Origin of the sequence: Pedobacter paludis (assembly GCF_003173575.1) — a bacterium.
GTDB lineage: Bacteria > Bacteroidota > Bacteroidia > Sphingobacteriales > Sphingobacteriaceae > Pedobacter > Pedobacter paludis.
Genome location: NZ_QGNY01000006.1, coordinates 237,928 through 252,869, shown reverse-complemented (window position 1 = coordinate 252,869; position 14,942 = coordinate 237,928). Strand labels below are relative to the sequence as shown.

Sequence of the window (14,942 nt, the reverse complement as noted above, 5' to 3'; positions counted from 1 at the left end):
GACAAATGAACTATTGACCAACAAAAAATGAAATTACAGGTTAAGTTTTCTTTGTACAATGCCATCACCAAAATTGCCATTATCTTGGTATTGGGGGCTATAATTTTATTTTCTTTAGATAGACTTGCCTATAACCAGCTGGATAATAGATTAATAAAAAAGAAAAACAAAATCATAGAACACCTTAATGATGATGAAATTGATAGTCTATTAAACAACCAACAATCTTTTACCGATTACAATATTTTAAAGGAAGAATTTATCGTATTAACGGATATTCCAGATAATCAAAAGGATTCACTTTCTAGGGTATTTACAGAAAAAAGAGAAATTGAAGGTGATGTTGAGGTTTACCGGATTTTAAACTACAAATTTTTATATCACACCAATTGGTATAATTTAGAAATAGGCGAAACCATGACCGCCTTAGATTCCATTAAAAATGTAATTAGATTTTACATGCTTGTTGTTCTTTTTGCAGCCTTGTTAATTACATTAATAACGGATTATACTTTTTCCAATTTTCTTCTTAAACCATTCTATTTAATTATTGATAAGAAAATCAATCGAGTTGATGATCCTTCGCATTATAATTACGAAAACATTCCAACAAATACTGATGATTTTAAAATTCTGGATAATAGTATCAACTCATTAATGCGTAAGATAAATACGCTTTTTGCATTAGAAAAGCAGTTTATCGCAAACGTTTCTCATGAATTACTTACGCCCATTTCCATTCTGAGCACGCGTTTCGAAAACATGCTAAATACATCGGGTATTCCTTTAGAGCATGAGAACAAAATTTATGCCTCCTTAAAAACCCTGAATCGCTTAAAAGTAATTATAAATAGCCTTTTGCTGATTTCAAAAGTAGAAAATAACCAATATTTAAAAACAGAAGAAATCAATCTCAAGCAAGAACTCGTTGATATTTACGAGGATCTGGAGGATAGAATCGTGGATAAAAATATTTCTTATTCATTATATTTAGAAGATGAATTTAATTTTACCGGAAATAAAGCACTGATTCATACCTTATTAATCAATATCATTAACAACGCTATAAAATACAATATTGATGGAGGAGCCTTAAATATCCTTGGCAAAAAAGATCATCATCAATATGTTTTAACCATCAGCGATACAGGATCAGGCATGAGTGCAGCGTTGGTAGAAAATGCTTTCGATCGCTTCAAGCGAGGCAATACAGAAGAAAATGGATTTGGTTTAGGCTTGGCCATTGTACAGAGTATTGCCAAATTTCATAAAATTGATGTGGAGATAAAATCCGAAGAACAAAAAGGCACAAGTATCTCTCTTGTCTTTTAAAATGAAATTCAGCTGATTACGTTATAGATAGCAGATACATACAATTTTGTACCTTTGCTGTCGATGTTGATTCCATCTTATATTAAAAACAAATTTCTTTTTACAGTTGCAATCATAAGCTTTACTGCTTTTGGCTTAAAGGCACAGCAACCTGTAGAAATTCAAGATTCAGTTGCCCAACACATTTTTACCTTTAAGCAAATTGAAGTTATAGAAGATGCAAGCGGAACTCTTTCTTTCAATGAGGTTAAAGGCGAAAATTTTGAAAAAAAATTCAAGGCAAGTATTACGAGTACGCCACAAACCAAAGAACTAAACAAAACATATTGGTTTCGGATTAAGATCAAGAAAAATGATTTGGCAAAAAAACCATTCATACTGGAATTTTTTGATCAAACAATCGATCATATCACAGCGTACATCCCTCAAAGCGACCGTAGCTTTAAAGTAGAGGAACTTGGTGATGCAAGAGCATTTAATAAAAGGTTAATTCACCATAAAAATTTCGAAATTCCAATTGAAAATAAGGGAAATGAAACGCAGACCTATTATTTTAAAATAAAATCCTCGCAAATTTCCGATGTAATCATTGTGCTCAGAACTGCAGAATGGTTTATCTCTTACGCTTTAGATGAGTACTTCTATTTTGGAATATTTTATGGAATGATTCTCGTTTTCAGTTTTTATAATCTGATTATGTTTATCGCTATTAGGCAAAAGCAATATTTATATTATGTGCTGTATAATTTAAGCGTTGGTTTTTTTGAGATGAGCACAGATGGTATTGCTTATCAATATTTATGGCCTAATGCACCGGCTTGGAATCAGGTTGCCTATGCATTTGCACTTTGTGCAACCAGTATTTTTGCACTTCTTTTTACCCGAGAGCTACTTTTTGTAAAAGCAAAAGCCCCCAAATTAAATAAATTAATTATTGGAGTAATTGCCTTTAGATTGGCATTTTTTGTTTACTGTTATCTATTTGATCAAACCTTATTCAGTTATAAATTTATAGAGGCTATCCCTCTAGCTGTTGCCTTCTTTACAGGAATTTACATTTACAAAAATGGTTACCAACCAGCTCGTTTCTTCGTTTTAGGCTATAGCTTCCTATTTGCCGGCTTTACGCTCAAGTTTTTGATTATGCTTGGAATTAGCTGGTTAAACTTTGGTGCGGTTAGTTATTATAGCCTTAGTTTTTGTTTTGTATTAGAAATGGTCTTCCTATCCTTTGCTATTGGTGATAAGGTTCGGATTCTGAAAATGAAGAAAGATAAAGCTCAGCAGAAAATCATCAGACAAATGGCTGTAAATGCTAAGCTTAAAGATACATTAAACCTAGAATTAGAAAGTAAGGTTGAGGAGCGAACCCGAGAAGTTTATCACAAATCATTAATTATCGAAAGTAAAAACCAGGCCTTAGAAGAAGCAAATTTACGCTTGCAACAACAGGCTGAAGAAATTTCGAGAATGAATGTTTTATTAGAACATGATAATATCGAACTTCAAACCAATGTAGAAAAAGTTACTCGAGATCGGGTAATGAATACCGAAGTTGATTTTGAAGAATTTAGTAAGATATATCCTGATAAAGAAAGTTGCTACGAATTTTTAGCAGAGCTGAAATGGGCAAATGGCTATCACTGTAAAAAGTGTAGTAACGATCATTATTTTAATGGCCACATATTACATAGCCGCAGATGCAGCAAATGTGGTTATGAAGAATCGGTTACTACCTATACCATATTTCACAATACACGGATTCCGATTAACAAAGCATTTTATATGATTTTCCTGATTTATTCTTCAAAGGGAAAAATCTCATCGCATAAATTATCAGAACTTTTATCGATTAGGCAAAGTACCTGTTGGACATTTGGTGCCCGCATTAAGAAGGTGATGGATGATCGGAAGAAAACCCTAAAAAAATCTGCAAAAAATGGCTGGAGCCAGCTGGTTATAGAGTAGAATTCTTTCATTTCTGCGTCACAAATGCAATATATAACAGTTTTTTTTCAATAAAATCAATAGGTATTTAAGCGTATCAAAACCGAATTGTATCTCTACATGATTATATGGCTTAAACGCTGATAATCAAGCTTAAAAGACCTAAAAAACTTACGGTATTAAAGCGTATTAATTTCAATACAAAATCCTAATTATCAATAAGTTACGCTAAAATATTTAATCGAAAAACTTGTTTATTAGGTTAATTCAGTGTTAACTTTACCTCATTAATATTAATTAGAGCAAAAATTATGAGAAAAAAGTTTACATTGCTTATGGTGTGTATTCTATGCGGAATCTCTTTGAGTTGGGCGCAGAATATAACTGTAAAGGGCCAAGTAAAAGATCAAAAAGGTCTACCCTTACCTGGTGTTTCTGTAAAAGTAAAAGGATCTAGCCAAGGAGCTTCTACTGCAGATAATGGTACATACACCATTAGCGCACCACAAAACGCGACATTGGAATTTTCATTCATCGGTTTTAAAGCCGTTGAAGAGGCTGTGAATAATCGCACAACTGTTAACGTAACATTATCTGATGACAATCAGCAACTAAATGAAGTTGTAGTTATTGGTTACGGAACAACAACCAAAAAAGATTTAACTACTGCGGTGGTTTCTATTTCTTCAAAGGATTTAGAAAATCAACCCGTAACTAATCCTTTGCAAGCGGTACAAGGTAAAGCCGCTGGCGTTCAAATCAGCTCTCAATCTGGCAAACCAGGCTCAGGAGTTTCAATTACCATCCGCGGTAATACTTCAATCAATGCATCTAACAGTCCATTGTATGTAATTGATGGCGTAACCTCAAGAGATGCAAGTTTCTTAAACCCTACCGATATAGAGAGTTTGGTTATTTTAAAAGATGCTTCTGCTGCAGCGATCTACGGGTCAAGCGGTGCAAATGGTGTAATCTTAATCACTACCAAAAAAGGAAGCTCTGATAAATTGAGAGTTGCTTTTAATGCATTTACGGGCTTTTCTAACTTATGGCAAAAACAAGATGTTTTAAACAGAGATCAATATGTTGCCTTAATGAAGGAATTAGGTTATGACACCAATGGTTTGGGTAACCAAAATACCGATTGGCAAGACCTAACATTTGGCACCGGAACTCAAAACAGTTATCAAGCATCTATTTCTGGTGGTATTAAAGGTGGCGTTTATTCATTCTCAACTGGCTATCAACAAGATAAAGGTGTGGTTGATCCCGCTAAATTAGATAAATACACGGCACATTTTAATGGATCGCAAAACATTACAAAATGGTTAAAATTAACAGGAAGTGCGGCTTTAACACAGAAAAACTCTGTGGATGTTAGCGATAATGCCAACGTAGCTAGAGGCGGAACAATTCTTTCTGCTTTAACTACACCACCAACTATCGGAATTTATGCTGCAGACGGAACTTATGCCTTTAATCCTTATAAAGGTGGTTCAGAAAATCCAGTAGCCAATGCAATGGCAGCTAAAAATAGCAATAGAAACTTCCGTTTCTTAGGTGCCTTTGCAGCTGAGGTAAAATTTACGCCTGCATTCTCTTTTAAATCGAGTATCAGCACAAATAATAGCGATAGTCGTTATTCTTACTTTATCGATCCGTATTCTACAGATTATGGTAGGGCACAGAAAGGTGTTAGAAATGCAAACTTCAGTACCGATCATGTTTGGTTGAATGAGAACATCTTAAACTACACAAAAAACGTAGGTAAAAATGCTTTCACAGCTACAGGCGGTATGACATTACAAGAATCCAAATACTATTACTTAGGCTACAATGAACAAAACTTCATTGGCACAAGTGGTCAGCTTTTAGATAGAGGGACATCAATTCCTGTTCAATTGCCAACGGCGGCAGAATGGTCTAAACGTTCTTATCTGGCTCGTATAACCTATGCATATGATGGTAAATATTTATTCAGTTCTAACTTCAGGGCAGATGGTTCTTCTCGTTTCGCACCAGAAAACCGTTATGGTTATTTCCCATCTGCATCAATTGGATGGAGAATTTCTGGAGAGAATTTCTTAAAGGATGTTAAAGCTATTAACGATTTAAAATTAAGAGTAAGTTGGGGTAAAGTTGGTAACGATGAGGGTATTGGAGATTATTCATACTTAGAATTGTATACACCAACCACTCAGGGATCCTATAATTTCTCGCAATTGGCTAATCCTACCTTAAGCTGGGAGGAAACTACTCAAAACAATATCGGTTTAGATTTATCAATGTTCAATAGCCGCATTGTTTTCACAGCAGATGCTTATTTGAAAAAAACTGACGGATTATTGATTCAACAACCTATTCCAAACTCAACCGGTTTTGGTAGCATCACCAGAAATGTTGGTGCAATGGAAAATAAAGGTATTGAGTTTGTTTTATCGACCAAAAACTTTATTCGCGATAAATTTACCTGGAACACCGATATCAACTTCTCTTTAAACAGAAATAAAGTTACAAGCCTTGGCGATCGTGTTTCTTCTATCAATTTTGGCGATATTTATGAACGTGATGCTGCAATAAGAGTAGTAACCGGTCGCCCATTGGGAAGTTTCTATGGCTATGTATCAAATGGTGTTGATCCTCAAACGGGTAATATCGTTTACCAAGATTTAAATGGCGATGGTTCAATTACTGCAGATGATAGAACATTTATCGGGTCTGCACAGCCAAGCTTTACTTATGGTGTTAACAATACATTTACATATGGAAACTTTGGTTTAAATTTCTTATTCCAGGGTGTTCAGGGCAATGATATGTTCAACGCATCTAGAATGGAACTGGAAGGGATGAATGATTCAAAAAATCAATCAGCAGTAGTGTTAGACAGATGGACAACGCCCGGACAAATTACCAGCATTCCAAAAGCAATAAAAGACAATACGAGCAATACCTATACTTCTAGCCGTTTTGTTGAAGATGGTTCTTACCTGCGCTTAAAAACAGCTACTCTTTCCTATAACTTTGGCTCTATGAGTTTAGGTAAATTAAAAATGAGCAAGTTTATGATTTATGCTACAGGTTATAACTTGTTAACTTTTACAAAATATACGGGCTTTGATCCAGAGGTTAACGTAAACTCAGCTAACGGACCAGCAATGGGTATCGATTACGGTACTTATCCTCAGTCAAGAACATTTTTATTTGGTGTTAACGTAGGCTTTTAATTAAAAAAACGATGAAACTAAAAATATATTCATTAATCGCAGTAAGCACCATTTCTATGGCGTTGAGCAGCTGCAAAAAAGATTTCTTAGATCAAACACCTATTACTCAGGTTGGCCCGGATGTAGCATTTGCGGATGCTGCAGCTGCAGAAAAACTAATTCAGGGTGCGTATGATGGCATGTATAATGATTACCACATTTGGGATTATCAAACAAATGGTGATGTAAAAGCAGATAATGCTTATGCCGGTGGCGATAATCCTGCTAATATTCAAATCGATTTATTTACGGTTAACTCTACAAATGGAAACGTTTTGAGAGATTGGAATGCATTGTATAGCGATATTAAAAACTGTAACCTAATTCTCACCAATGTTCCAAATATCCAGGATGCAAAACTTGATGCGAACAATAGAAGAAAACAGATTTTAGCTGAAGCTAGTATTCTAAGAGCATACATGTATTTTAACTTAGTAAGACTATGGGGTTCGGTTCCTCTGGTAACTAAAATTCCTTCAGCAGATGTAGATTTTTATCCGGCAAAAGCAAGCGTTGATGCAATTTATGCTCAGATTATCACAGACTTAGAATACGGTGCAGCGAATGCTCAAACTACCGCAGCCAACAAAGGCATTATGACAAAGGGTGTTGCAAATGCATTATTGGCCAAAGTTTACGCAACTAAAAGTACACCAGATTGGGCAAAAGTAATCACATATTGTGATGCAGTAATTAATGGCGGTTATTCATTGGTATCTAATTATGATTTCCTTTGGGATTCTAACCATAAGAACAATACCGAAGCCATTTGGGAAATGCAATATGATGGCTATGGAGGTAAACATGGTAACTGGATGCCAAGTGTTTTGGTTGGAACAGGCTGGAAAAGATTTAATACACCAACTAATGATTTATCAAAAGCGTTTGATACTGAAGGTGATGTTGTTCGTAAAGCATCTAGCATCAAATTTAACAATGTAGTATCAGAGGGTTGGAGCGATTCTTATTGGTCTAAAGCCAATTACCCATACATAAACAAATTCCGTGCTGATGATAAATCAGATAATTACATTTTGAGATTAGCCGATATTATGCTTTTAAAAGCCGAAGCTCTAAATGAATTAAGTGCAGGTGGATGGTCTTCTGCAGCAACAATTGTAAACACAATTCGTGGCCGGGTAAACTTAGGGGTTACAACGGCAAACGATCAAGCAAGCATGCGTTTGGCAATTGAAAAAGAGCGCCGTTTAGAACTTGCTTTTGAAGGTCACCGTTGGTTCGATTTAGTTAGAACGAACAGAGCGATTACAGTAATGAACGCACAAACAGACGGTGCGGGTGCAAACCTAAATTACAATGTAACAGCAGCGAAATTACTTTTCCCAATTCCACAGGATGAGTTGGACAAAAATCCTAACGTACACTAATTTTTCCTTAAATAATCCATGGGCGACAATAGTCGCCTTTGGATTATAATACCCCTTTTAATTTTAAATCAGCAAGCATTTTTTGTTTACTGACTTCGAAATGCTAAAAAAACTCAAGAGATCAAAAGCTTACCTTTAAATCCCGAAGGTATTGTTATTAAATTCTTGATGTGACAACAACTGTAAATCGACATATTAAATCGATGCTCAGAAAATAAATTTAATTACACAAATTAAACCATTTGCCTTCCGGCAAAGAATACTGCTTGTTCCAAAAAACTGGAACAAGCTTTATTTCAATTATTCATTATCGCATTATTTTCTTTAAAAATCTATGAGGAATATAACCATAAAATCTCTAACCAAAACTATAATTATGAAACCAATTTACAATTTGGGCACAGCCTTAAGCATCCTAATTATTGCTTGTGCGTGCAGTAAAAGCCCAAAAAGTACCACAGCCGATCAACTTCCGGTTTCTACGGAACCTGTAAAAACCGAAGTAGGTTTTTGGCTCACAAAAGGCGATCAATCCACATTATTGAAAAAACAAAATATTGCCCTTAATTTTTCAGCTACCACGAATAGCAATCCTATAATTGAAGTTGACCCAACAACTACTTTTCAAACAATAGATGGATTCGGTTATACCTTGACAGGCGGAAGTGCAAGTTTAATCAACGCACTTCCAACCGCAGATAAGGATAAATTAATTAACGAACTATTTGGAGCTTCTGATGATGCAATAGGTGTTAGTTATTTAAGAATTAGCATTGGTGCATCTGATTTAAGTGCAACACCGTTTACCTATAATGATTTGCCTGATGGCGAAACAGATGAAGCACTTGCAAGATTTTCTCTAGCTAAAGAACAGGCAGATTTAATTCCTGTATTGAAAAAAATTGTGGCTGTTAATCCATCAATAAAAATTCTGGGTTCGCCCTGGAGCGCTCCAACTTGGATGAAAACAAATAAAAGCTTTATTGGCGGGAGTTTAAAACCAGAATATTACCAGACTTATGCAAAGTATCTTGTTAAGTATATTCAGGCAATGAAAGCCGAAGGAATTATTATAGATGCCATTACGCCTCAAAATGAGCCTTTGCATCCTGGGAACAACCCAAGTATGTACATGGAAGCATTAGATCAGGCAAATTTCATTAAAACAGCTTTAGGGCCTATTTTCCAATCAGCTGGCATTACAACTAAAATTATTGTTTATGATCATAATGCCGACAAGCCAGAATATCCGATTACCATATTGAACGACACAGAAGCCAAGAAATATGTTGATGGTTCTGCTTTTCACTTATATGCAGGTAGTATTTCTGCTTTAACACAGGTGCATAATGCGCATCCTGATAAAAATGTTTATTTCACCGAGCAATGGGTTGGTGGACCAGGCAATTTTTCAGAAGACTTAAAATGGCATGTTTCAACTTTAATTGTGGGGGCAACCCGTAACTGGAGTCGTAATGTTTTAGAATGGAATTTAGCGGCAGATCCGAATTACAACCCGCATACAGACAAAGGTGGTTGTACTACTTGTTTGGGTGCAATAACTATTGCTCCGGCTGTGAGTAGAAACGTGGCCTATTATGTAATCGCTCATGCATCGAAGTTTGTAAAACCAGGCTCAGTTCGCATTGCTTCAAATATAATTGGCAATTTACAAAACGTAGCATTCAAAACTCCAGATGGCAAAAATGTGTTGGTTGTTTGCAATAACAATAACGATGCTACAGTTTTTAACATAAAATACAATGGCAAAATTGTTACCAGTACTTTAGAAAAAGGGGCTGTTGCAACGTATGTTTGGTAAAATTATAATTTAATTGTTTAGTCGGCCTCGCATATGCGGGGCTTTCTAGTTTTAAAATGTTCCCAAAATATTTCAGAGGCAATTTTGGCAAGGGCTTTGCTTCAAACAGGTAAATCAATTCTATAATCTATGAAAAATATCATCCCAGTTTTAGCGGTGGCTTCGGCCCTATTGGCATCTTGCCAAAGCAATACCACCAAAACAATTACAAGTACCGATTCTACAATTACAACTGCTGTAGATACATCTAAAAATTCTGAGCAGTGCTTTGAATATGTTAAAAATAAGGATACGGCAACACTAAAATTGATGAATAATAACAGCACAGTTTCAGGAGATTTAGCCTATAATCTTTACGAAAAAGATAAAAATAATGGAACAGTTGATGGAATTGTAAAAGGTGATACCATAATTGCCAATTATACTTTTCAATCAGAAGGGAAGGCATCGGTTAGGCAAGTGGTTTGGTTAAGAAAAGATGGAAAACTTATTGAAGGATTCGGAGAATCGGAAGAGGTTGATGGAAAAATGAAATTTAAAAACATCAATCAGCTTAAATTTGAAAATTCCATAGAATTTAACCCTGTCGACTGTAAATAAAAAAGGGTTGTGCTCAAAAGCACAACCCTTACAATTATAGAAATTATTAATTACTTTACAGCTTCAGTTGCAGCAGCAGCCCATTCTTGACTTAATTTAGTCATGTAGTCTGAATATTTCTGAACTTCTTCTGGTTTCAATTTGCTCGCCCAAGTTGCAGAATTTTGAGCCCAAGTTGAATATTTTGTTCCTAAAGCCTGAATCTCAGTAGCGTTTTTGCTTTTTAAAGCTGCGATGTACTCGTCTTTTAATTTAGCATATTCGGCTAAACCTTTGTTTACCTCATCACTTGAGAAAGTCGGCGCATCAGATTTAGTTGTATTTTCTTCAACTTTTGTTGAATCTTTTTTAGTAGAATCTGTAGCCTCAACCTTCGTTGAATCAGTAGAACCTTGTGCCTTTTTAGTGCTATCGCATGATACCAAAGTTGCAGCGAATAAACCTATTGCAGCAACAGATAAAATTGTTTTTTTCATTATTGTTTGGTTATTTTTTGCTTAACCATATTTAAATATAATGCCAAAAAAAAATTCAATCTTAAAGCGTATTTAAAGCCATATTAAAACGATAATGGGGAAATTGATTGGGTAATATATTCTACTTTTTGGGAAAGAAATAACCCAAATTGAGCAATTAGATTATAGATTTTCGAAACGCTCCCAAAAACCATCAATGGGTAATTTTGCAAAAATATTAACAGGTTCCTTTTTTACAGGATGCTCAAACCTTAACCTACGGGCATGTAAGCAAATACTTCCCTTTCTACTTCCCCTTGGGTAACCATATTTATTATCTCCAACAATTGGACAGCCCATTGAGGAAAGCTGAACCCTAATTTGATGAGAACGCCCCGTAAGTGGATCAACTTCGATTAAATAATAATCTCCTACTTGCGCAATTAATCTATACGAAAGTTCGGCCCTTTGCGATCCCTGAACTTCGGTATTATAATACGTTACTACGTTTTTCTGTGGATTTTTAACCAACCAGTGTATTAGGGTTCCAGATTCTACTGCTGGTTTATTTTTAACAACCGCCCAATATGTTTTTTTTACTTCACGATTTTTAAAAACAGCATTCATCCGTTCCAACGCTTTGCTTGTTTTGGCAAAAAGAATTACCCCGCTTACAGGCCGGTCCAAACGATGAACAACACCTAAAAAAGCTCCATTAGGTTTATTATATTTTTTAGCAATATATTTTTTTACTTGTTCATCTAAGGGTTCATCGCCCGTTTCATCAACCTGGACAATATCACCAGCTCTTTTATTAATTGCGATTAAATGATTGTCTTCAAAAAGTATGTCCTTATCCGTTATTGGCATGGAATGGGTTATGAGCTGTGCGTTATGAGTTATGCTTTTTAAACCTGTACCCATAACCTATAATAGGTAACTAATATTGTTCTTTATCGTTCGGGAAATCGTTTGCTTTAACATCTCGAATATAAGACTGTGCAGCCCCCAGAATTTCATCATATAAGTTGATATACTGGCGTAAAAAACGAGGTTTAAATCCTTTAGTTAAACCGATCATGTCATTTACGACCAAAACCTGGCCGTCGCAATCTGGCCCTGCACCAATTCCGATTGTTGGTATCTGAATGCTTTGAGATACTTCCCTACCCAGAGAAGCAGGAATTTTCTCTAAAACAACAGCAAAACAACCCGCACTTTGTAAGGCTAATGCATCTGTTTTTAATTTATTTGCCTCTTCTTCTTCTTTCGCCCGCACCGTGTATGTACCAAACTTATAAATAGACTGAGGCGTAAGCCCCAAATGGCCCATTACTGGAATTCCCGCCGTAATTATGCGCTGAACAGACTCAATAATTTCTTCACCACCTTCGAGTTTAACACCATGCGCACCAGATTCTTTCATAATTCTAATGGCCGAATTCAAGGCTTCTTTAGAGTTTCCCTGATAAGAACCAAAAGGCAAATCGACCACTACAAAAGCACGTTTAACAGCCCTGATTACAGAAGCAGCGTGATAGATCATTTGATCTAAAGTAATGGGCAAAGTCGTTTCATGTCCAGCCATAACATTAGAAGCAGAATCGCCCACAAGCAAAACATCCAAACCAGCATCATCCAAGATAGTGGCCATAGAATAATCGTAAGCGGTAAGCATAGATATTTTTTCGCCACGCTGTTTCATTTCTTGCAAAATGTGCGTAGTGATTCTTTTGATTTCTTTATGTACTGACATGCTTTTTGTTTTGTACTGTCAAAAGTAGGAGTTTTTTATTTAAATTAGAGGTAAAAGGCAAAAGGTGCAGGGTTTAAGGTTAAAGCTCCAAAACCCTGGCATTAAACCCTACGCTTTTAAACCAAACTTATTTAAAATATTCTTTATATTCCCATTCTTAAAGCCTATCTTTGTACCCCGAAATGGAAGGGATATATTCATCTTTTTTTGCACCCCGCAAAAACAGCTTAAGTGCTGAGAAGATCTCTTTTTTCTACTCTTTTTTAAATCAAAATCCATATTGTAATTACCATGACTAACTACACCAAGTTACCTGCGATTTTATTACTGGCCGATGGCACAGTTTTTTACGGCAAAGCTGCCGGAAAAATTGGAACCACTACTGGCGAAATTTGTTTTAATACCGGGATGACAGGTTACCAGGAAATTTTTACCGATCCAAGTTATTTCGGACAAATTATGGTTACCACCAATTCGCATATCGGGAATTATGGAATCCAGAAAGATGAAATCGAATCTGATTCAATAAAAATTGCTGGTTTGGTTTGTAAAAATTACAACATCGTATATAGTCGTAAACAAGCTACAGAATCCATTCAGGATTATTTTCAAAACGATAATTTGGTTGCCATTTCTGACATTGACACAAGAGCTTTAGTTCGTCATATTAGAGACAAGGGCGCTATGAATGCCATAATTTCATCAGAAATTACAGATTTGGATGAACTGAAACAAAAACTAGCTGAAGTTCCTTCTATGGAAGGTTTAGAGCTATCATCTAAAGTAAGTACAACCGAACCTTATTTTTATGGAAATCCAGAGGCAAGCTTAAAGGTTGCCGCATTAGATTTAGGGATTAAGAAAAACATTCTTCGCAGTTTCGAAAATCGTGATATTTACGTTCAGGTTTTTCCGGCAAAAACAAAATTTGCTGAAATGGAAAAATTCAGTCCTGATGGGTACTTTATTTCAAACGGGCCTGGCGATCCTTCGGTAATGCCATACGCTGTTGAAACCATAAAAGAAATTTTAGCTGAAGACAAACCTTTATTCGGGATTTGTTTAGGCCACCAATTATTGGCAGAAGCGAATGATATCGGTACAATGAAAATGTTCAACGGTCACCGCGGATTAAACCACCCAGTAAAAAATATCATTAAAAACCATTGTGAAGTTACTTCTCAAAATCATGGTTTCGGTGTGATTCCAGATGAGGTTAGAAACTCTGACAAAGTAGAGATTACGCACGTTAACTTAAATGATAAATCAATAGAAGGGATTCGTGTTAAAGGCAAAAAAGCATTTTCGGTACAATATCACCCAGAATCTTCTCCAGGTCCTCATGATTCTCGTTACTTATTTGACGATTTCGTTAACGTAATGAAGGGTGAGCTAGTTTGGTAAATTAAGTTTAAAGGGAAAAGCTTAAAGACTAAAGCAACTGTTAAATCTGCGAATCTGTGGCTGCATCAAAGCCTATGATTCGCAGATTTTTTTCTTATGGGTGTCTTACCTACCAAAAACATCATTTTACCGACATTTTCATCAACATCTGTTTAAATTCATTTTCTATTCATTTAAAGCTCCTTACATTCGCAATATGGAAACAAAAAAGGCCATTATCAGCGTAACTAATCTGATAAAAAAATATGATGATTTTGTTGCAGTTCAAGGCTTAAGCTTCGAGGTTTATGAAAACGAAATTTTTGGTTTGCTAGGGCCAAATGGCGCAGGTAAAACAACTACGCTAGAAATTATAGAGACGCTTAGAGAAAAAACATCGGGTGAAATTATCGTTGATGGCTTTTCTGTTGATAAACAAGCACAGGATATCAAACAAATTATTGGCGTACAATTGCAAGCAGCGGGTTATTATCCAAATTTAAACTTGGTAGAATTGCTCGAGCTTTTTGCTGGATTATACGGAGCAGATGTTAAACCTATGGAAATGCTCGAGAAAGTAAACCTTCAAGATAAAGCCAAAGCAAAATACAAAGCGCTTTCTGGCGGACAAAAACAGCGCTTTTCCATCGCAACAACTTTAATCAATCAGCCTAAAATTATTTTTCTCGATGAGCCAACTACTGGCTTAGACCCTCAAGCAAGAAGGAACCTTTGGGATTTAATTACCGAAATAAGAGATGCCGGAACTACAGTTGTGATTACCACACATTACATGGACGAGGCCGAACAACTTTGCGATCGTGTAGCTTTTGTAGAACGCGGACAGATCATTGCCTTAGATACTCCAGATAATTTAATAGATCAATTGGTAAATAGTGGATTTGAACGCAAAAAAGAAGTTAAAAAAGCCAATCTGGAAGATGTTTTCATCAATCTGACAGGGAAAGAGTGGAGAGAATAACCCCCCCCAGCCCC

General features: G+C 35.8%; 11 protein-coding genes. 8 read left to right on the top strand and 3 right to left on the bottom strand.

Going from position 1 to position 14,942, the window contains the following annotated elements; genetic code table 11:
* The first annotated feature begins 27 nt into the window (after window positions 1–27).
* From DF947_RS17175 to DF947_RS17150, 6 genes are all read left to right on the top strand, one after another.
* The gene (locus tag DF947_RS17175) at window positions 28–1,332 is read left to right on the top strand and encodes a sensor histidine kinase (RefSeq protein WP_109931277.1); all 1,305 of its coding nucleotides are present in this window, start codon (window positions 28–30) and stop codon (window positions 1,330–1,332) included.
* Between the two features lie 63 nt (window positions 1,333–1,395).
* Window positions 1,396–3,300: a 7TM diverse intracellular signaling domain-containing protein gene (locus DF947_RS17170; RefSeq protein WP_109931276.1), complete on the top strand. Its 1,905-nt coding sequence runs from the start codon at window positions 1,396–1,398 to the stop codon at window positions 3,298–3,300.
* Window positions 3,301–3,590: 290 nt separating this feature from the next.
* Window positions 3,591–6,503 carry a SusC/RagA family TonB-linked outer membrane protein gene (locus DF947_RS17165; protein WP_109931275.1) on the top strand — a complete coding sequence of 971 codons (2,913 nt, stop codon included), beginning with the start codon at window positions 3,591–3,593 and terminating at the stop codon, window positions 6,501–6,503.
* 11 nt (window positions 6,504–6,514) lie between these two features.
* The gene (locus DF947_RS17160; RefSeq protein ID WP_109931274.1) at window positions 6,515–7,930 is read left to right on the top strand and encodes a RagB/SusD family nutrient uptake outer membrane protein; all 1,416 of its coding nucleotides are present in this window, start codon (window positions 6,515–6,517) and stop codon (window positions 7,928–7,930) included.
* 376 nt (window positions 7,931–8,306) lie between these two features.
* Window positions 8,307–9,752, top strand: a complete 1,446-nt coding sequence (locus DF947_RS17155; protein WP_109931365.1) for a glycoside hydrolase family 30 protein — start codon at window positions 8,307–8,309, stop codon at window positions 9,750–9,752.
* A gap of 129 nt (window positions 9,753–9,881) precedes the next feature.
* Window positions 9,882–10,352 carry a hypothetical protein gene (locus DF947_RS17150; RefSeq protein ID WP_109931273.1) on the top strand — a complete coding sequence of 157 codons (471 nt, stop codon included), beginning with the start codon at window positions 9,882–9,884 and terminating at the stop codon, window positions 10,350–10,352.
* A 50-nt stretch (window positions 10,353–10,402) separates the two neighbouring features.
* Here the strand turns inward: DF947_RS17150 and DF947_RS17145 are convergent, their stop codons facing one another.
* The 3 genes from DF947_RS17145 to panB form a co-directional block, all read right to left on the bottom strand.
* Entirely contained in the window at window positions 10,403–10,828 is a 426-nt protein-coding gene (locus tag DF947_RS17145) for a hypothetical protein (RefSeq protein WP_109931272.1), read from the bottom strand.
* A 162-nt stretch (window positions 10,829–10,990) separates the two neighbouring features.
* Window positions 10,991–11,677 carry an RluA family pseudouridine synthase gene (locus DF947_RS17140; RefSeq protein WP_109931364.1) on the bottom strand — a complete coding sequence of 229 codons (687 nt, stop codon included), beginning with the start codon at window positions 11,675–11,677 and terminating at the stop codon, window positions 10,991–10,993.
* 70 nt (window positions 11,678–11,747) lie between these two features.
* Window positions 11,748–12,563 (bottom strand): 3-methyl-2-oxobutanoate hydroxymethyltransferase, encoded by an 816-nt coding sequence (gene panB / locus DF947_RS17135; RefSeq protein WP_109931271.1) that lies wholly within the window; start codon window positions 12,561–12,563, stop codon window positions 11,748–11,750.
* A 291-nt stretch (window positions 12,564–12,854) separates the two neighbouring features.
* Between panB and carA the strand changes: the two genes are divergently transcribed.
* Both carA and DF947_RS17125 read left to right on the top strand, forming a co-directional pair.
* Window positions 12,855–13,967 carry a glutamine-hydrolyzing carbamoyl-phosphate synthase small subunit gene (gene carA, locus DF947_RS17130; protein ID WP_109931270.1) on the top strand — a complete coding sequence of 371 codons (1,113 nt, stop codon included), beginning with the start codon at window positions 12,855–12,857 and terminating at the stop codon, window positions 13,965–13,967.
* Window positions 13,968–14,163: 196 nt separating this feature from the next.
* Window positions 14,164–14,928 carry an ABC transporter ATP-binding protein gene (locus DF947_RS17125; protein ID WP_109931269.1) on the top strand — a complete coding sequence of 255 codons (765 nt, stop codon included), beginning with the start codon at window positions 14,164–14,166 and terminating at the stop codon, window positions 14,926–14,928.
* Window positions 14,929–14,942: the final 14 nt, after the last annotated feature.